The organism is Affinundibacterium danionis (assembly GCF_042432465.1).
In the GTDB taxonomy this organism is placed as follows: domain Bacteria; phylum Pseudomonadota; class Gammaproteobacteria; order Burkholderiales; family Burkholderiaceae_D; genus Undibacterium; species Undibacterium danionis.
This window is the reverse complement of sequence record NZ_JBHLXJ010000009.1, coordinates 438,717-458,454: the sequence shown is the minus strand read 5'-3', so window position 1 is coordinate 458,454 and position 19,738 is coordinate 438,717. Positions and strand designations below refer to the sequence as shown.

Below are 19,738 nucleotides of genomic sequence, written 5' to 3'. Positions count from 1 at the left end.
CCCAATTTATTCACCTCAAGGAGTCAGCAGAATGCGTTTATCCACTTTGTTCGCATTGGCGTGCGCCGCGTTTCCGGCACTGGCAAGTGCTCAGTCCGATGATAAGTTTCGACAGCTTGAAGATCTTCTTCCTACCCCAACCTCAATTCGCGCTGCCTCTGGCGCGCCTGGTCATGCTTATTGGCAGCAACGTGCTGATTACGTGATACGTGCGAGCTTGGATGAAGAAAAACGCGCTATCAAAGGTGCCGAAACCATCACCTATCACAATAATTCGCCTGATACCTTAAATTATCTTTGGGTGCAATTGGATCAAAATATTTTCAAACCGGATTCAGACGCCAACACCACAGCGACCTATCCCTCCCGCGATGCGTGGAAAAACCCGAATGCCATGAGCTTCGCTGCGATGAACAGTCTTAGCCAGAAAAGCACATTTGACGGCGGCTTTAAGATCGGCAGTGTCAAAGCTGCAGATGGGCAGGCGCTCAAATACGTCATCAATCGCACTATGATGCGAATTGATTTGCCACAAAGCTTAAAGCCGGGTGAAAAATTCGTCTTCAATATGGACTGGCAGTACAACATCAATGATGGCATGGTGCTGTGGGCAAGGACGGGTTATGAGCATTTCAAAGAAGACAAAAACGATATCTTTGAAATCGCGCAATGGTATCCTCGCATGGCCGCTTACTACGATGTCTATGGCTGGCAACATAAACAATTCCTCGGTTCTGGTGAATTCACTTTAGAGTTTGGTGACTACGATGTACAAATCACTTTACCCAGTGATCACATCATTTCCGCAACTGGCGAACTCAGCAATGCTGATACGGTATTGACTGCAATCCAACGCGAACGTTTAAAACAAGCACGTACTGCGAGTAAACCTGTCGTGATCGTGACCCAAGAGGAAGCTGAAAAAGCAGAAAAATCACGTGCCACGTCGTCCAAAACTTGGCACTTCAAAGCCAAAAATGTACGTGATTTCGCTTGGGCATCATCGCGTAAATTCATCTGGGATGCACAGGGTTATAAAACAGGAAGTAGCAATGGTTTGGCCATGTCTTTTTACCCCAAGGAAGCTAATCCTTTGTGGGGACAATATTCCACGCAAGCGGTCATTCACACTATCGAGCAATACAATAAGTACAGTTTGGAATACCCTTACCCCGTTGCCCAATCCGTGAATGGCCCACAAGGCGGCATGGAATATCCTATGATCGCTTTCAACGGCGGACGTCCGACTAAAGACAAAAAAACTGGTGCGTTGACATACTCCAAGCAAACTAAGTACGCGATGATCAGCGTTATCATTCATGAAGTCGGTCATAATTATTTTCCTATGATCGTCAACTCTGATGAGCGTCAATGGTCATGGATGGATGAAGGTTTGAATTCCTTCATGCAAACACTGGCAGAACGCGCTTGGGAAGAAAATTACCTTGATCTATTCCCGAGTGAACCGCGCGGCATCGTGGACTACATGCGCAGCAAAAACCAATCACCTATCATGACTAACTCAGAGTCGGTCCTGCAATTTAGTAATAATGCCTACGCCAAACCAACGGCTGGCTTACACATTTTACGTGAGACGATTTTAGGGCGTGAATTATTCGATTTCGCATTTAAAGAATATGCGCGTCGCTGGAAATTTAAACGCCCGACGCCGGCAGATTTTTTCCGCACCATGGAAGATGCTTCCGGCACTGATCTAGATTGGTTCTGGCGCGGCTGGTTCTACACCACCGACCCGGTTGATATCAGCATCGATGGCATCACCCAATATCAAGTATCGAGCAAAGACCCCGAAGTAGAAAAGGCATGGAAACGCGCACAGAAAAATGAAGAGCCCGTATCACTCGCCGTGCAACGTGATAAAGGAGTCCTGCCACGTCGTATTGACCATCAGACTGGTCTAAAAGATTTCTACAACGAGCACGATGATTTCACTGTCACCAATAAGGATCGCAACAACTACAACGATCTGCTGAAGTCTTTGGATGAAGATGAAAAAGCCATGCTGAAATCGGGTAAGTATTATTACCTCGCCGATTTTTCGAACGTAGGTGGCATGGTCATGCCTTTGATTCTAGAAATTCAATTGCAAAGCGGTAAAAAAGTCATACAACGTATCCCTGCGGAAGTGTGGCGTTATAACTCTAAGAAATTGACTAAGCTGATCGTTACTGATGAACCTATGGTCAGCCTGACGCAAGACCCTTATTTGGAAACAGCCGATATCGACCTCAACAATAATTCTTGGCCACGCAAGATCACCAAGTCGCGTTTGGAATTATTCAAGATGAATCAACCTACCGGCAATATGATGATCGACTTTAATACGCCATTGAATAAGGACGAAAATAAGGGAGAAAAGAAAGATGAAGCTAAAAATTAATCTGAAAAATATGTACTAAGCGGTAAAAAAACGCGTCAAGAAAGCAAGTTCTTGACGCGTTTTTTTCAACTAACCAGGCTGACACCATTGAACAACGATTACATTGCCGTTAGTCGGGATTTGCTGCTGGCAATATGCCTGCGTAGTTCCAGTCACCGTAACATAAGTAAAAGTGTAGTACCTGCCATCTGGGCCAGCATGTGGCTGAATAAATTTATAAATACCTACCCAATTAAACACTGGAGGGCCCGGATCTTTGGGCACACTGGGCCCATTAACGCCCACCGCAAATGCAGTTGCTGCGGCAATACTCGCAACACTCGCTGTCAGGCCTAACAATACACTACGAAGACTCATAGTTTTCATCGTTTTCTCCTTTTCGGTATGATTGAAATTGACACTCTTCAACTAACAAACTTACCAACAAGTCCTACGATAAAGTCCCCGCAAAATAAGACACTATTGGCAGTCAAAATCATTATCTTTCCAAAAATTATTTAAACAAAGAATTTCTTTAATAAATATTCGTTTAACTTATCAATAGTGTGCAACTGTTGATCGCTATGACAATTTTTATTGTCTGTAACGAAACTATTTGCCGTAATCCATATAATTTAATCAAGCTACTCAGACGCATTTATATTCCGAGTTCCAATGCTGGTTCGCGAGCAGCTCGAGCTTCAATCAACTCGCTACTATGACTTCATCATGGCAGACGGCTAGGCCTAGTTTTACATCGTTAAGCCTGCATAGAAGTACAAATCTCAACCAACACGCCATCCTTATCCGCCACATAAGCGATGGTTTGGCCCCAAGGCATTTCTTTGGGCTCTTGGATTAAAATCGCCCCAGCCGCTACTGCTTTACTCACCGCAGCGGGCACGTCACTACTCACTAACGCGATCTCAAATGCTGGATGATGTGGATCAGGGACACTCACTTGCTTACCTAATTGCTGCATCAAGGCTCGCGAAGAAAACGCCAATGCCGTGCTGCCTGTTTCCAACTCACCGTATTCGCCGCTTTCATGCAAGAACCTCGTTTGCATACCAAAGGCTTTTTCATAAAATACCAAACTTTGTTTCACATCGTTCACGTACAAGATTGTGTAAGCAAATTGCATTATTGTTCCCATCGTAAAATTCATTAAAAAATTTATTCATATACGCTTCATGCGTATTTGAGTGAACTAACTCCCACCCAAGGCAGCTTAACGACAATTCAAGGTAATGTCTTGAATAAATTCACAAAAAATGAGCGTTGTGCTGAATTCGAAAACTGATGCCTTTGAACTGACGCATTGAACTGCCGCCTTTGATCTCTGATGACTTTCAATTATGATCAAGACTATATGCCATTCATCTTTTACGAAACACAAGCTAACAATGCAAAATTTTATTCAAAAAATACTCCTAGCCTTCGCGCTGATTTCGCTACATGGTTGCTTGCTATTAAATAACGTCGTACCAATCCCTAACGACAAAGTCACAATGCCGAGTGATGATCGTGCAATTGCCATTTATGGTGTCGCGCTAGAGAGCGACTGGCCTTACCCGCAATTTTCGATAAGCCTTGATGAATACAGTATGGAGAAACAGGCTATTACAGGTAATTGTTGGCGCTTCAATAGGATGAACGCCAGCGTGCCCAAAACACGCACCTCTGTACAATATTTTGCTTTCGAAGTAGCACCAGGCTACTACACATTTAGCCCGTTCAATGCGCAAAACCAAAATAGCTATCAAGCCCAGGCTTTTCATGTGCCAGCAGGTCAAATTAGCTATATCGGGGATTTCATCTATGTTGGGCAACAATCAACCATACTTCGTAGAAATCATTCTGCGATAGAAACCGATTTGAAGAAAATTTACCCAAACATACAGTCCACAATCAAGCTCGCCGAATCTGTGTCGGTATCACCACCTCATCTATTTCTTTGTGCGCCATGACGGCTTCATCGGTCACTAAATTGTATGAAACGTCTGCGCGAGCGACGTCAATTTGTAGGGCAGGTGCAACCCGTCGCTCAGGTGGTCGATCTGCGCGTGAAGCATGCGTAATGTTTGCTCGACGTGCTGGCGGCGCGGGTTGCACCCGTCCTACGATTTTTGTGCCATTTACTCGACCGCACTCACGATAAAATCAGCAATCAATTTATCCGTGATCTGATGCGGATTGCGTACGCCATAATTGGTCGTCGTGACTAATGCCACTAAATCCAAATCCGGAAAAACCACGACCTTATTGCCACCGGTTCCGGCCATTTGATAGGACTGATGCTTGACGCCTTTTGCACTATAGGGATATAGCCAAAGCAGGTAGCCATAATTGCGTTCTTCGTCAACCTGCACCTGTGGCGAGACGGATGCTTTGACCCATGCCGCTGGCAACACCTGTTGTCCGTGCCATTTGCCGCCATTGGCAAGCAATTGCCCGAGCTTTAAAAGATCGCGACTACGCAAACCCAAACCACCGCCGCCTTGCGCTAGACCTAAAGGTGAAAATTGCCATTCTGCTTTGTTGATGCCCAATGGCGAGAACAAGGTTTTTTGCGCAAAATCTTGTAGCGGCATTTTGCTTGCACTCTGTACCACAGCGCCTAAAGTAGTAGAACCAGCGGTGCAATAACTGAATGAACGTCCATACGGCGATGCAGACGGTTTGGGAATCCAAGCAGGGAAGCCTTTGATTGGTAAATCGAGATAAAACTTCACCCAATCTTCGATCAAGTACATGCGCTCTTCATTCCCGCGGGAGAATTGATTTTGATCGTCGCATTCCATCATCGAGCTCATCGTCAACAAATCTTCGACCGTGATTTTGGCTTTGCGTGGATCGGGATGATCAAGTGGTGTTTTAGGTTTGAGTTGACTGAGGATAGGCGTAGTGAGGGTCATATGACCGCGCGCTATCGCAGCACCTGCCAACATACCCGTTACCGTCTTGGTCGCAGAGCGAGTATTACGCATTCCCTCTACGCCATCAGCATCATAATAAGATTCAAAAACCAGCTGACCACGACGCGCGATCAAGACGCTGGTGATTTGCTGAAATGTCCCCTTCTTGATTGCTTCGTCCATCGCTGCTAATTTCGCCGTATCCATCTTTTGGCTAGCGGGTGATTCTTGCACCCAATCATTCTTATCGTTTTGGGGATGGGCGATTGCATAGCCATTCAGCAGCATCGCGCAAATCACAAATCCCAGGGCAGGTTTACTTTTCATATCAAATCTCCATTCGCTAAGTCGTTAATTCATTAAGTCATTCGTGTGAATAAGCCCAATCATGAACGAAGCGTTCAGTGTAGTCTTGGATATTTGAAACCAGCTTTTATGCCGCTCAGCTTGGTGAAGGCAGTCGGTGTCAAACCCCACTGTTGGAGGAACGCCCGATTTAGATGACTTTGATCGCAAAAGCCACAACTCAATGCAATGTCAGTCAAGGTTTGATCGCTAGACATCATCATTTGCGTTGCACGTTCAACGCGACGCCGACGTAAATCATCGCCAGGTGTGCATCCCAGATGCCGCAGATATTGGCGTGCCAAATAGACGCGATGGACGCCAAGCGCATCAGCGATATCAGCAATCCCCAAGTCCTGATCTGATAAATCGGCAATCATTTCCTGCGCACGTTGCAGCCAAGGGGGAGGATTGAGCGACAAGGGAATTTGCGCGTTTAAGCTACTTAAGACATTTAAAGTAAGCACTTCCAAATCAAGCTTCACTGCATCACTAGTTGCCGCGGCTTTGAGTAATCCAAATGCTTGTTTGATCACCAGTGGATCATGATGGCGTACTGCAAAATCTGGCAACTTAATCTGTTCATACAAATCCTGTGAGTCAGCCGCGTCAAAACTGATCGCGAAAAACCAACCGCCCTCACCCGCGAAGCGGTCACGGTGTACCACATCCGGTGGGTTATATACCAACACAGGGCCTTCACGTCGAGCCCCCGCCGCCGACGTCACATAACGACCTCGCGTCGCCAGCACCATGTGCGCACCGGCATGGCTATGCTCCTTGACCTCATGCTCTGGCACCGTCGCTTGCAAGTGACTTAGCCCGATCCGAGAAAAACGTCGGTCAAATGCATTCGTGCCGTAATATTGCCCTGAAGGGAATTTGTTGATCATGCGCCATTCCTGTCTTTCAAAATGTGTTCATCTTAAAATCAAAGACTTCGGTATGCCAGCTTCAACAGACCAAATCCCTAATCAAAGGCATAGACTGCATAAATCAATCCTTAATCACTGTTTTGCTAAAAACAAAAATGTTTATCTTTTCCCTTGACCCTGACACTACGTCAGGCTTTATAGTAGGCCTCATGTTCTCATTTGTACTATGGATGTCAGATCACAGAGGCACACTATGTTGTTAAAAATTGGCGAATTAGCCCAACGTACGGGCATTACCGTGCGTACTCTGCATCACTACGATAAGTTAGGTTTGCTCACGCCCTCAGTGCGATCCGAAGCGGGTTATCGCTTGTACAATCGCCACGACATCGCGCGCCTGCATCGTATCCAGGCTTTACGTCGTTTAGATTTATCCTTGCAAGAAATCGCTGAACTTATTCAAGGCGACACTGCGGATTTGCGCAGCGTTATCAGTCAACAAATTCATAGTTTGGAAGAACAAATTAAACAAAGCCAAGAACTGCGCGAGCGCTTACTGGAATTAGATGAGCAGCTCCACCAAAATGATGACCTCAACATGGATTATTGGTTGTCCACCTTAGAAATGATGAGCCTGCGATCCAAATATTTTAGCCCCGAAGAGATCGCCCTGTGGCGTCAAAACAAGGATGTGCATAGCGGCAAAATGGAGATGGCGATGCAGTCCATCGTGGCACAAATTCGCGCCTACATGGATGCCAAAGTTGCGCCGAGTGAGCCGCAAGTTTTAGTCCAAGTCCAAAAATGGTTGGAGACCGTGCATCAATCGGTACCCAATCCTGCCTTACTAAAAAAATTCGCTGATATGCACCGCGACGAGCCGTCCATCCAAGCAATGAGCGGGGTCGATAATGCCATGATGGATTACATCAATATCGCGGCGATAGAGATTCGTTATCAGATTTATCGACGCTATTTGAGCGAAGACGAATGCCAATATTTTCGTCCCTCCTTTATGCGCAACATGGATAACTGGACCGCGCTATTTATCGATCTTAAGAATTTCATTGATGCAGGCATAGCCGTTACCGACCCGATTGCGCTACAGCGCATCCAAGACTGGCGCACCATGTTTTTAGATGCTTGGGGTAACCGCGTCGAGACCGTACAAAAGATCCGCCAGATTCACGAGAAAGAACCGAGATTGACCATAGGTGGCGGTCTATCGCAAGAAGTGCTGGATTATGCGGTCACAGGCATACGGTATATAGAAATGCAGAATTCAACTGTACCAACTTCACCAAAGACTGCTAAAAAGACTCCGAAAAGCCGATGAAACGATAAGTGTATCACTGAAGAAAATGCGATTTCTTGCCCTGCCTCTGCGAAGCATAGGGTTCAACACAAGACCTTTGACATCATGAAAAAAGAGGGAAAGCAAATTCACAGCATCGCATGTCATTCCTACGTAGGCAGGAATCTAGTGGCGTCCGTTACTCAACCAAAGACGCAGGGCTCCTGCCTACGCAGGAGCGACACTAATAGGTTGACTCTTTAATTCGACTTGTGTCGACACCGAGACCTACGAAGGCGAGGGGGCGAGGCGACTGCAACGACGCTAGAGCAATTTTGCGCTAGTCCCTTAAATAACAGAGTACATTAACCAGCCAAGTCCGGCGGACAAGGCTAGACCTTTATCTGGAGTTTTTATGAACCACAACGCAAAACCTGCACGCGGCTTTATCCGTGACCCCAATTTTCTTTGGATGCTAGCAGGAGGCATCACTTCCATGCTCGGCGATCAATTTACCCTCGTTGCACTGCCGTGGTTAGTGCTACAGATGAGTCATGACACGCTGACCTTAGGTATCGTGTTGGCGCTACTCGGTATCCCACGCGCGCTCTTTATGCTCATCGGTGGTGCGGTCGTCGATCGCTATGATCCTAAGTCAGTGATGATGATTACCAAGTACATCAATACGGTGTTATTAGCGATCCTAGTCGTGGCGCTGCTGACCTCTAGTTTGAGTATGTGGATGATCTACCTAATTGCTTTGCTCTTAGGATTATCGACGGCATTCAGCATTCCCGCCGGCACCTCGATGTTGCCACGCGTGGTCGCTGCTGAACACTTGCAAGCAGCGAATGGCATGATGCTAGGCTTGCGCCAAGTTACCTTCTTTTTAGGACCTCTGATGGCGGGTGGATTAATCGCGCTGTTGGGTGATCACGCTACCGCATCACAGGCCACGGCAGTCCTAGGCATCGCTGATAGCAAGGGACTAGCAATGGCATTTTTTGTCGATTGTTTTAGTTACGCCTTTTCCGCCTGGACTTTATCGCATGTGCGCATGCTCTCCATCAAAACAGAGCAATCCGCAGTAAAACAATCCCTGATCAGCGCAACCATGGATGGGCTGCGTCATTGCTGGAACGACAGCATGATGCGCAGCTGCTTTTTGTATTGGTCTGCTATCGCTTTTTTAATCATGGGACCTATGCAAATTGCGATGCCGCTGTTAGCACAACAGATAGGCAACAACGCTGGCGTCCTCGGTCTACTAGCTGGCGCACATGGCGCAGGAACGCTATTAGGCATGGCGCTGTCGTCGGTTTTTCCTAAGTTAAGACTAGGCAGTTTGGGTAGCACAATCTTATTAATCGACACCTTGGTCGCGCTACTTTTCATACCCATGGGACTCATCCACGTCGCATGGAAAGGCGCGGCCATCTTATTAGCGATAGGCGCTCTCGGCGGTTATCTCCACGTAGCGGTATTCACTTGGATACAACGCCAAGTCCCACCCGCCATGCTCGGTCGCGCCATGAGTATTTTCATGTTCATTTTTATGGGAATCAGCCCGGTATCGGCAGCACTAACAGGATGGATCATGCACAGCATCAGCCTCAGTCAATTATTCGCAGGCAGCGGCGCGCTGTTAATTGTGATCGTTGTTATTGCCTTGTTGATGTCACCGATACGGTACATGCGTGATGCGGGCGGTGTGACTTAATTCAGAGCACATTCTGCAATTTAGCTCCAAATATAAATAGTATTTTAAATACACAAATAAACTAAAATAATGCTCAGCTTTTAAAAAATAAGGAGAGCCAAGAATGTTTGTTGTGTATAAAATAGGATACGCTTAGAATGTATCAAATTAAAACTACGCATCGCTTTGATCTTTGGTTTGACGCATTAAAAGATCGCAGCGCCAAAGCACGAATACAAATGCGAATTGATCGCGCCGAGTCAGGCCACTTTGGTGATTGCGAGCCTGTCGGCAACGGAGTATCCGAAATGCGTATTCACATTGGTGCTGGCTATCGCGTCTATTTCAAGCGATCTGGTACAGAGATCATTATTTTATTGGTCGGTGGCGATAAAAGCACACAAGCAAACGATATCAAAACCGCGTTGAATCTAGCGCAAGAACTAAGGATCTAAAATGAATACATCCGCATTACGCAATTGGGATTCGGCAGAGCATCTCAAGACGGAAGAAGACATGTTGCTATATTTAGATGCATGTTTTGATGAAGCGGGTGACGACGCAGCCTTCATTGCCAAAGCCTTAGGCAACATCGCAAAGGCACGCGGCATGACAGATTTGGCGCGCGATACAGGATTAGGGCGCGAGAGCCTCTACAAAGCACTGTCAGGCGAAGGCAACCCTAGCTTCGCAACCGTGCTCAAGGTCATGCACGCATTAGGCTACAAATTGCATCCTGAATTAGCAGATGCTTAAACTGGGATGCCAACTGCCGTCATAAAAATCCACTTAACATGGTTAAATTTAACGAGGGACTTCAAGTCGAATATTAAGTTCTGAATCTAAATCTGTAGGGCGGGTGTAACCCGCGCCGCCAGACTATTGGCACCTGAGCAGCGCGGGTTGCATCTGCCCTACAAGACTGCTCAATGTAACGCCTGCTGCTGAATCCATCTCCATCCCAGCCTTCCCCTTGAAGGGGAAGGAGTATGACTGGCTCCCTTCTAGACCTACTCAAGCCGCACCTACGCACAAATCAACAAAACCCGCAGCACCCTACTTCACCCGCGTGGCAGGATAGGTACTCGTTCCCTTCAACAAGGAAAAACCTGTTACTCGCGCTTGCGTATCAAGCTCAAAACTGATCGTGATATCTGGTGCCGTGGCAAAAAAACGTGTAGTGGATTCGCGGTAAAGCGGTACAGGTTTTGCGCTCAGCAATTTGCTTTGAAAATACAATTGTTCGCCTTCTGCGACGATCGTTGCAGGTTCGTTGAGCAAGCTAAATTCACCCGCCAATTGCTTATTCAAAACCGCATCAGCGGGAATCGTGGCTTTTTGTGTGACCTTAAATTCAGGCCAATTATATTCGGCAGCGATACTCGCAAAAATCTCTTCAAACAACGCCGCACCGTTATCACTATTCACCATCACGACCGCACCTTGGCCAGTCTTGGTATAACCGTATAACAAGGTCCGAAATCCATCAGTGCCACCGCTGTGGCTAAAGCTCGTTCTATCGGCCAATTGCTCGACATAAAAACCTAGTCCCGTTTCCCCCATGACGCGCGTCAACATGGTCTTGGTCATTGGGCTAGACAACACTTTGTTCGACTGACCCGCCTCCGCCTTTTGCACTTCGATAATCACTTTGGCTAAATCAAATGGTGTCGACCACAAACCAGCGGCCGCCAACTCAGGATATTGATGCCATAATCCGTCCACCGCTTTGCCATCACCACGGTGTGCTACCGCCGCATCTTTTTGCAAATCGGTTGGCAGTCTTTCGGCATATAAACTGCGTGTCATTTTTAAAGGCGCAAAGAGAGTTTCTTGCATCAATTGAGGAAAGCTCTTTTGGCTCGCCTCTATCATCATCAATTGGATAATGCTATAGCCGCCGCCTGAGTATTTCCATACACTACGTGGCACAGCCGTGACGCGCACAGGCTCAGAGTTAGCGGGTGGTTTGCCGTCTAATACATCTAACAAACTAGGCACTTTTTGACTCATCGGATAGCCGTAGAAACCATGCACATTGACACCCGCGCTATGGTTTAACAAATGACGCAGACTCGCCTTTTTATCTTTGGTGAATTCATTATCAGGCAAGTGCCAAGTCCGTAATTGTTGATTCACATCGCCGTCTAATTGCAGCTTACCTTGCTCGACCAAATGCAGTGCCGCCAAGGCGCTGACGGGCTTACTCACCGAGCCAGCTTGAAATAAAGTGTTTGGCGTCACCGCTTGTTTGCCGCCCACCTGCGTCACGCCATACGCGCGCGCCCATTCAATCTGCCCATTATTCACCACCGCAATACTCACCGCAGGCACCTGATAAAACCTCATACGCTCTGCCAGCGTCATGGTCTGCTTGGAAGCATCTTTGACCACGACCAACGTAGAAAGACCTTGCTCTACACGACGAATTCTCTCGTTCAAACTATCTGTAGTTGTCGCCGATGAAGACGCTACTGACGCTTGCAAGTCGTATGCATGGCTAGCTTGATTTGTCATGGCCATGCTCAACATCAGCCCTAAAGTAAAGTGTTGTAGCTTCATTCGAGAATTTTCTTTCTTGGTGAGATTGTTGCGCAGAAGCGTAGATAGAAAGGAGCGCAATAGTCAAGATAAACAGCAAATAGGTTCAACTATGGAGGCACCGTGCTAGACAACACCGAGCGCCCCATATCAAACGCCAAACCATAATACGGCCTATCATTAAATTCAAACTCATCAATCACCGTCATCCCCAGCTTCTTGGTATGCGCATGGAAAGAATGCGGATTGAGACGATTAATAAAGGTCACGCCAATAGGATAACGCGCACACATCCCCAAACGCATAGTCTCAAACAAACGCGGAAACACGCCCTGCCCTCGATACACCCCATCGATACACACAGGACCATACTGAAAAGAATTCGCCTCATTGATGACACTAAACGGCATACGCCCACTCAAATCCAAAGCAGGCAAACGCGCCAACATAAAAGGAAAAATCGGCCACTGCGCAAAGAAAGCCCAACTCCCCGCCAAGGCATAACCGATCACGGTTTCTGATAGATCATCGTCAGCAATATCAACCGCGACGAACACGCCACCATCAGCCAACAATGTCTCAATCTGCGCGTCAGTAAATGCAGTGGTGACGAAACCGTTTTTTTGTTCGGCTTCGGTTAGGTTGCTCAATAGGTTGCGGGATTGTAGGGCTAGGATGCCTGGGATGTCGGTGAGGGTGGCTGGGCGGGTTTGGGGCATTTTTTTTACAATGAGATCAAATAAATTTACATGCAACCTTACACGTAAACTGAATTCAATTTTCTGCATATAGCGTTAAATCAAATGAATTCAATCAAATTACCACATGGCATTAAAATTGCTTCACTACATTTTTTTAAAGAAAACGAGAAAAATAGCGTACTTGCGCAAGGAATTTAGCAAATACCTTGATGTCTGCTGCAAATTAAATGCCAGTGCTTATCTGCCTATTAAAATTAATTGTAGAGAAATAGCTTTTGAAAAAAATAATCGCGTATCTAATTGCTTCACTAGTCCTAAATATAGCGAGTTTTATCGCATTAAATACTTGGGTACTTCCCGCTTGGCTGATCGAAATGAAAATGGCGATGTACTGCGGACTAGTAGCAAACAGTGGTGGCTTACTATATTGCTTGCGAGCAGTCTACTTAAATAGATGTGTCCATAATCGTTGGGATCCAGAATGGGAAGTTTGGTACTATCTTCGCCCGCTTACAAGTACGATCTGCGGTGTAGTTGCTTACCTTTTTCTAAAGGCTGGGCTCGTGATATTAGATGCGTCACAGAACAAAGAATCCGGGTCATATGGATATCTTGCATTTGCTTTCTTCGCAGGATTGAACGTAGATAAATTTATTGCAAAAATTGAGGACGTGGGAAAATCAATTTTTGGTATCGAGAAATCGAGAAGTTCCCAGACATCAGACCCTAAATAACCGGAGCTAACAATGGTCGCGAAAATTACATTTTTTCCTGTAGGGAATGGCGATATGACGCTAATCGAAACGGACAATAATAAGAAAATCTTAATTGATTGCAGGATACGCAAGGGTGAAGATTATCCAGATGTCTTAAAACAATTAAAAGAAAAACTATCGACAGATTCTCAAGGGAGACTCTACATTGATCTACTAATTTGGAGTCATCCGGATGAAGACCATTGCCAAGGTATTGAAGATAATTTCCATTTGGGTGCGCCAGAAACATGGGATAAGGAAAAAAATCTAATATTTATTAACGGAATCTGGTCAAGTCCAATTGTGTACCGCCGTGCAAGTAAGAATCATAAACTATGTCAAGATGCCAAAGCACTCAATGCAGAAGTAAAGAGAAGAGTGAATTTTTTCAAAAAAAACAAATTTCAGAACGACGGCAATTGGGTTCTAATTTTGGGTGAAGATGAAAATGGTAAGACTGACGAAATTCTCGACATTGTTCTTAAGTTAGATAGCCAAACATCTAAAATTAACAATGTCGTGGACAGCTCCTTTCTGGCTAACCTATTAGCTCCATCTCCAAAATCAGAAATAGATGAGGATGAAGAAAATCTAGGGAAAAATCATTCGAGCGTAATAATGAACTATCAACTTATTTGCGGAAATACTTCTGCTAATTTTCTAAGTGGTGGTGATGCTGAGGTAATTTGCTGGGAAACCTTACATGCACGTCTGCTCGATACAAATCGGATATCCGATCTAGAATACGATATTTTACAAGTGCCCCATCATTGTTCATGGCATTGTTTATCTCACGATAGCCTCTCAGAAAAAAAAGAAAGCGCGACAACATCTCCTGATGCGCTTGAAGCGCTTAGCCAAGCGAAACAAAATGCTTTTATCATTTCAAGCAGCCAAAAAATAGAAGATAACGATATTGACCCTCCAGCTTTCCGCGCAAAAATTGAGTATGAAAAAATTATCGACAATGTCAGTGGCACGTTCAAATGCGTTGATGACCACAAAAAAAATGATGAAAATATTCCTTTAGAAATCGAAATTTCTTCAAATGGTATTAAAGCTTTAGCGATTTCAAGTCTATCTAAATCCAATAACGCGTCTGAATCAGCGGTTAATCGTAAGGGTGGCGACGGATATGCATAAAGTACCGTCTGCGATATGCAATGAAATTGATCTATTGTTGTCGCCTTACGGCGCTCGACGATTAAGTAGCAAAGAAATAACGGGAATAGTCTCACAGCAAGTTGTGTTTGGTTGGCAAATTACAACTTCGCTATTTTACAAAAATGAGCCAGTAATAATTAATCTTTTATTTTGTGATAAATCCGAATCAGAAATTCCAATAATAGCTGTTGCGAATCCGAAAATTAAGGCTTGCGAAATTCCACATATCGAAGAGCATGGGAGACTTTGTGTTTGGCCTAGCCGATATATCGTAGATACAAAAAATAGTAGTTACATATTGGAGCTACTGTCTGATGCTGAGGCATTATTGAGAGAAGCTTTCAATGGAAATCTAGATACTCATTTCGAAGATGAATTCCAAAGTTATTGGGCCTACCATCCTCAATGTTCAAAAAAAACACTAAGCCTATGCGATCTTGAACGCACATCTACGCGTCTAATCGCAACGTTTGAATCCAAGAAATTTGGAATCATCATGGCCGAATCGAGCGCGCAAATCGAAAGTTGGCTTGACAACCAACATATCTTACCAACCAACTCCAAGAAAAGAATACGTCATCAATTACTGAGCCGTATAGAAAAAAGCGTTCTCCTTCAACTTAAACATACCTGGCACCCAACAGATTTTCCAAATACTGCGAAAGAATTATTTTCAATAATAGAAAAAGAATTCGGTGATCAATACTTCGAAATTGCAGCTATGCTCGCGATATCACTTACAAAGAAAACGTCGGAAATCCCGACGATCTTAGTTCAGTTCAAAACTTCTAACGGTATTGCCCTAATCCCGATACATTTTTCTCGAAGTATATTTCAACGAGTGAATCGCCGTGCAATCATAGATGGCTTTAGAAATGAAATGCCTCTACACCATTTCATTGAACGTGCAAGTACGATAAAAATTACTGGAGGCACAATTAATCGTGCTGATAAAAATTGGCTTGCAGGTCGAGACTCAAATCCTTCTCACAAAATAGTAGGTCAACACAGAATTGTTTTAATTGGTTGTGGCTCAGTAGGAGCTGCAATTATTAGATTGCTGATTCAGTCTGGCTTCACAGATGTGGTATTAATCGATTTCGATAAATTTGGTACAGAGAACAGTTCAAGACACATATTAGGTCTAGACTCGATTGACAATTACAAAGCGACCGCACTCGCAAATAAACTAGGGCAAGAGTTTCCCCACATATCAATCAAAGCTATCAACAAGCAATGGCAAGGAGATGCGACCGCAAGAGCCTCTATTGGTCGTGCGGATATAATTCTGAGCTGCACAGGTGATTGGCTATCTGATCAATCATTACTTAAGTTTCAATCAGAAGAAGAACTAGGTGTAATTGTTTTTGCATTCGTTGAGGCTCACGCAATTGCTGGGCATGTAATTGTGAATCCATCAAACTCAGGTGCATATAATTCACTTCATTATGTTAGTGGCAATAAGATTGGAGCATTAATTACACCATGTACGAGTTGGCCACATGAAACGACTCGAAAGATACCTGCGTGCGCAGGTGAATTTCAACCATACGGTGCAATTCCTTTGACGCATTTACAAGCAATAGCTGCTAAAACAATACTATCTTTGGTTTTGAATCAGTCTGAAAAAAATGTTCTTCCACATATCAAAATTTGGCTTGGCGATCGTAGTGAATTAAATAAATTAGGCGGTCATTGGAATAGCAATTGGATTTCGTCCTTCGGAGATCCCGGTTTCGGAAATAAAGAAATTACTCTTATTTTCGAAAATAAGATATGGAAAGCCAGATATGTATAAATTTCAATGTAACGAAATCGATATCACAATCATATTTCCCACCAGCGTCGTAGAAAATCTAAAAAAATTTCGACAAACTATATTCAAAAAAGAGGCTGGAGGATTGCTATTCTGTTCTAATCCAAATAGCAATCAAATAAATATTTCTTATATTTCGTCACCTTCGATCTATGACATTAGGAGTAAATATTTTTTTAAACCAGATGAAAAAATCTCTCAGGCCACAATCGACAGGTTATTTCATCAAGGTCACTATTATGTAGGTGACTGGCATACACACCCAGAAAAAGTGCCTACACCTTCGGAGCAAGACAAAAAAACTATCTGTGATATTTACATAAAATCTAACCATCATCTCCACTACGTAATTATTCTTATTGTATCCTCGGAAAAGGATTTTTCTAAGTCATATGTAGCACTTGCAGATGGTAATAATTTGTATTCGTGTCGTCCCATGTAACCCCAAAGTGAACTCAAAGGATCAGCATCGCATTAATTTGAACTCCGTAAGTGGCGATCTGCTCGTATGGCATATCGTGCCATACGCTAGTCAATATTCCGAGCAATGCTTTACTATGCGATTGATCAACAAATAAATTATCGTGCAACGAATCGAATGACCGTCGGACGGTGCAATACACTTTTTAGCTATTGCATCTTACTTTTTCTCGACGATCGAATACCGACATCAATGTTTAGCAGAAAGCACAAACTCATAATCCCAACTCCGAGGCATGCGCATCTCGCAAAAAAAGATTATGACTGTCGCGGGTAATAACGATTCAACACATACATCTTTGGCTAAGGCCACAACCCTGTATTTTCTCGGCTCTTAACAAACCCAGATGTCACCCGCGCTATCGTTGTGGTCACGTGCCGCATTCAACTAGACCAAGTAACAAACCAATGTTCACCCCACACTTTGCCTAAACCTCTGCATAGAAAAATCCACCATTCCTTCAACGCTGCCACGATGTGCGAATTCATCGCGCAATAGGCTGGCGTCGCTGCCAGTGTGGGTTGCTTGATAGATGTGGAATATGGCTTCGCTCGCGCCTAAGCTATCGGCGTGTGGTTGAATCTTGCGTAGCGTGGTTAAGATGTCTTCGCGCAGTGGCATTTGTTCATACGATTTGGGATGGACGATGGTGCCGTCTAGCCCGAAGCGGCAGGCTTGAAAACGGTTGTAGTTATAGACCAGATAGTCGTCTTCGGCGGGATTGGGTTCGTTGCGTTCTAACAGATATTTGCATAGCGCTTGCAGATAACAAGCTAAGCCGGCAGCGCGTTCTACCGTTAATGGCGTATCGCACACTCGCAGCTCTATCGTGCCGTATTCTGGTTTAGGGCGAATGTCCCAATAAAAATCTTTCATACTTTTGACGACGCCTGTGTGTTCCATTTTTTTGAAATAATGATTTTCAAATTCATCCCATTTCAGAAAAAACGGTGCGCGGCCACTCAATGGAAATGCGAATACCGAATTAAGTCGAGCAGAATTAAATAGCGTGTCGTGTCCTTGTACAAAAGGTGAGGATGCGGATAAGGCGATGAAGTGTGGGACATAGCGATTCAGCGCGTGCAACAAAAAGAGCGCCTCATCGCCACTGGTGCAACCTATGTGCACGTGTTGTCCAAAAATGGTGAACTGCTTGGTCAAATAACCGTAGAGTGCAGAGACTTCTTGAAAACGTGGTTTTTTAAAAATGCGGCGATCAGACCAAATTTGAAACGGATGGGTTCCGCCGCCACCGATACCAATATTCAGTTTGTCGGCGGCTTGCACCAAGATGTCGCGCATCTCGCGCAGCTCACTGATGAGACCGGTATGGTTAGTTTGTATGCTGGTCGCGATTTCCAACATGCTTTCGGTGACTTCGGGCGTGACGACGCCAGGGAATGGTTTGCGTGAAAGTAGTTCTAACATATCAGGGCTAGCAGCTAATAAATCGAAATCACTCAAACTGACTAATTGCAATTCCAGTTCTACACCCATGCTCAAGGCTTGCGAGTTTTTAAATCGTTCTAAGGCCATCTTATACCTCCTTGTTTTCTGGGACTTCTTGCGCCCATATCAAAGCGCGTTGAATGAAGAGCGGGCCAATGATTTCTAAGGTGAAAGCAGCCGCGGCTAATGGCGCGAGTTGATCGACCAAATCTATCCCAACGTATCTGGTCTGTTCTAACACGAGGATGACAAAAGTCGATATCGGCAGACTCGCCATACCAACGAGTACGCCTTTACGCCACGAAATGCCACTGACACGAGAAAAAATACCAATGCCAACTGTCTTGGCGATTTGACGAATTAAAATTATCGATAGACCCAGGCCTATGCCCGCGACTACCTGCTTCCACTCTATCGTTGAAGCGATAAACACAAACAGCAATACCGATAACAAATCGCCCAATGCACCAAATCCACGTTGTGATGAATTCAAAATAATGCGTCGATGTCTAACCACCAAACCGAAGGTTAAGGCGGCGAGCACTGGCGACAATTTTAAGCTATGCGTTAAGGCGACGATAAACACGACCGCGATAGTGAACGCCAAGGTGCCGTCTTGATTTAGGCGCTTGGTTTTGCGCAGAACGGCGGGGATCAATACGCCTAAGGTAACGCCCAGCGCGGTCGAGACGAGTAATACGATGAGACTGTTATAGCCGGCACTCCATACGTTACCCGAGGTTTTAAAAATGACCAGACCGAGGATGACTTTGAAGGTCAATACGGCGAGCACACAATTGAGCACGGATAAATGCAAGACGCGTTCGGTCACTTGCCCTGAACTCTTTTGTTCATTGATCACGCGTAAGATGGTCGCAGGTGACGTTGCCATTGAGAGCGAGGCTAACAAGAGTGCGGTAGTCTCAGTCTGAGCGAACGCAAGTACCAGAAAATAGACGCAGACAAAGGTCAGTACCGCTTCCGTTACACTTGCCGCAGCAAACCATGGATTGCTGCGCAGCCAGCGTAGATTAATGCGATAACCGCTTTCAAATAAGATTAAACCAAAGGCGATATTCGCCATCAATAGCATGGTCGGAGATTGACTACTTGGGAGCAATCCTAGTTGCGATGGCGCAAGTAAAAATCCGACGATGGCATAGGCGCTGATACGCGGCAGCCTGAGCCAACGGTTGGCGAATTCGCCAATAATCCAGGCCAGTAAAATCGTGAATGGCCAAGCCATATCATGTTGGAGTGAGGTAGTAAGTTCTAGCATGACGTCCTTTCGTGGTGGTAACGTTAGTCTATGTCAAAGGT

The 19,738-nt window shown here is 45.1% G+C and carries 17 protein-coding genes; 9 read left to right on the top strand and 8 right to left on the bottom strand.

The genetic code is table 11. The features are described 5' to 3' along the window. Positions 1-31: 31 nt before the first annotated feature. Entirely contained in the window at positions 32-2,401 is a 2,370-nt protein-coding gene (locus tag ACFFJH_RS10190; RefSeq protein WP_390212169.1) for a M1 family metallopeptidase, read from the top strand. Between the two features lie 69 nt (positions 2,402-2,470). Here ACFFJH_RS10190 and ACFFJH_RS10185 read toward each other — a convergent pair whose 3' ends face one another. Together ACFFJH_RS10185 and ACFFJH_RS10180 are read right to left on the bottom strand one after the other, a co-directional pair. Next, complete coding sequence (locus ACFFJH_RS10185) at positions 2,471-2,767, bottom strand: hypothetical protein (RefSeq protein WP_390212167.1); 297 nt, start codon at positions 2,765-2,767, stop codon at positions 2,471-2,473. Between the two features lie 373 nt (positions 2,768-3,140). Next, entirely contained in the window at positions 3,141-3,524 is a 384-nt protein-coding gene (locus ACFFJH_RS10180; protein ID WP_390212420.1) for a VOC family protein, read from the bottom strand. A gap of 262 nt (positions 3,525-3,786) precedes the next feature. Between ACFFJH_RS10180 and ACFFJH_RS10175 the strand changes: the two genes are divergently transcribed. Then, positions 3,787-4,350: a hypothetical protein gene (locus ACFFJH_RS10175; RefSeq protein ID WP_390212165.1), complete on the top strand. Its 564-nt coding sequence runs from the start codon at positions 3,787-3,789 to the stop codon at positions 4,348-4,350. 168 nt (positions 4,351-4,518) lie between these two features. Here ACFFJH_RS10175 and ACFFJH_RS10170 read toward each other — a convergent pair whose 3' ends face one another. Both ACFFJH_RS10170 and ACFFJH_RS10165 read right to left on the bottom strand, forming a co-directional pair. Then, positions 4,519-5,625 carry a serine hydrolase domain-containing protein gene (locus ACFFJH_RS10170; protein WP_390212163.1) on the bottom strand — a complete coding sequence of 369 codons (1,107 nt, stop codon included), beginning with the start codon at positions 5,623-5,625 and terminating at the stop codon, positions 4,519-4,521. Positions 5,626-5,699: 74 nt separating this feature from the next. Further along, entirely contained in the window at positions 5,700-6,536 is an 837-nt protein-coding gene (locus ACFFJH_RS10165; protein WP_390212161.1) for a helix-turn-helix domain-containing protein, read from the bottom strand. A 235-nt stretch (positions 6,537-6,771) separates the two neighbouring features. Between ACFFJH_RS10165 and ACFFJH_RS10160 the strand changes: the two genes are divergently transcribed. From ACFFJH_RS10160 to ACFFJH_RS10145, 4 genes are all read left to right on the top strand, one after another. Then, complete coding sequence (locus ACFFJH_RS10160) at positions 6,772-7,854, top strand: MerR family transcriptional regulator (protein ID WP_390212159.1); 1,083 nt, start codon at positions 6,772-6,774, stop codon at positions 7,852-7,854. A 373-nt stretch (positions 7,855-8,227) separates the two neighbouring features. Further along, positions 8,228-9,532 carry an MFS transporter gene (locus ACFFJH_RS10155; RefSeq protein ID WP_390212156.1) on the top strand — a complete coding sequence of 435 codons (1,305 nt, stop codon included), beginning with the start codon at positions 8,228-8,230 and terminating at the stop codon, positions 9,530-9,532. Positions 9,533-9,669: 137 nt separating this feature from the next. Next, positions 9,670-9,966 carry a type II toxin-antitoxin system RelE/ParE family toxin gene (locus ACFFJH_RS10150; RefSeq protein ID WP_390212154.1) on the top strand — a complete coding sequence of 99 codons (297 nt, stop codon included), beginning with the start codon at positions 9,670-9,672 and terminating at the stop codon, positions 9,964-9,966. 1 nt (position 9,967) lies between these two features. Continuing rightward, on the top strand, positions 9,968-10,267 hold the full coding sequence (locus ACFFJH_RS10145; RefSeq protein ID WP_390212152.1) for an addiction module antidote protein: 300 nt from the start codon (positions 9,968-9,970) through the stop codon (positions 10,265-10,267). 300 nt (positions 10,268-10,567) lie between these two features. On the opposite strand, the gene ACFFJH_RS10140 is transcribed toward ACFFJH_RS10145, so the two are convergent. Together ACFFJH_RS10140 and ACFFJH_RS10135 are read right to left on the bottom strand one after the other, a co-directional pair. Next, positions 10,568-12,028 (bottom strand): serine hydrolase domain-containing protein, encoded by a 1,461-nt coding sequence (locus ACFFJH_RS10140; RefSeq protein WP_390212150.1) that lies wholly within the window; start codon positions 12,026-12,028, stop codon positions 10,568-10,570. A gap of 134 nt (positions 12,029-12,162) precedes the next feature. After that, positions 12,163-12,771 (bottom strand): GNAT family N-acetyltransferase, encoded by a 609-nt coding sequence (locus ACFFJH_RS10135; protein ID WP_390212148.1) that lies wholly within the window; start codon positions 12,769-12,771, stop codon positions 12,163-12,165. A gap of 728 nt (positions 12,772-13,499) precedes the next feature. Here ACFFJH_RS10135 and ACFFJH_RS10130 point away from each other — a divergent pair. Genes ACFFJH_RS10130 through ACFFJH_RS10120 form a run of 3 tightly spaced genes read left to right on the top strand, consistent with a single transcriptional unit; the run spans position 13,500 to position 16,930 of the window. Continuing rightward, entirely contained in the window at positions 13,500-14,651 is a 1,152-nt protein-coding gene (locus ACFFJH_RS10130) for a ComEC/Rec2 family competence protein (RefSeq protein ID WP_390212146.1), read from the top strand. Next, positions 14,644-16,470, top strand: a complete 1,827-nt coding sequence (locus ACFFJH_RS10125) for a ThiF family adenylyltransferase (RefSeq protein ID WP_390212143.1) — start codon at positions 14,644-14,646, stop codon at positions 16,468-16,470. Before ACFFJH_RS10130 ends, ACFFJH_RS10125 begins: the two co-directional genes overlap by 8 nt. Then, on the top strand, positions 16,463-16,930 hold the full coding sequence (locus ACFFJH_RS10120; RefSeq protein WP_390212141.1) for a Mov34/MPN/PAD-1 family protein: 468 nt from the start codon (positions 16,463-16,465) through the stop codon (positions 16,928-16,930). The genes ACFFJH_RS10125 and ACFFJH_RS10120 overlap by 8 nt, the downstream gene beginning before the upstream one ends. Positions 16,931-17,380: 450 nt before the next feature. Here the strand turns inward: ACFFJH_RS10120 and ACFFJH_RS10115 are convergent, their stop codons facing one another. Beyond that, entirely contained in the window at positions 17,381-18,505 is a 1,125-nt protein-coding gene (locus ACFFJH_RS10115; protein ID WP_390212138.1) for a YbdK family carboxylate-amine ligase, read from the bottom strand. 1 nt (position 18,506) lies between these two features. After that, positions 18,507-19,697, bottom strand: coding sequence for a cation:proton antiporter (locus tag ACFFJH_RS10110; RefSeq protein WP_390212136.1), 1,191 nt, complete (start codon positions 19,695-19,697; stop codon positions 18,507-18,509). Between the last annotated feature and the right edge of the window lie 41 nt (positions 19,698-19,738).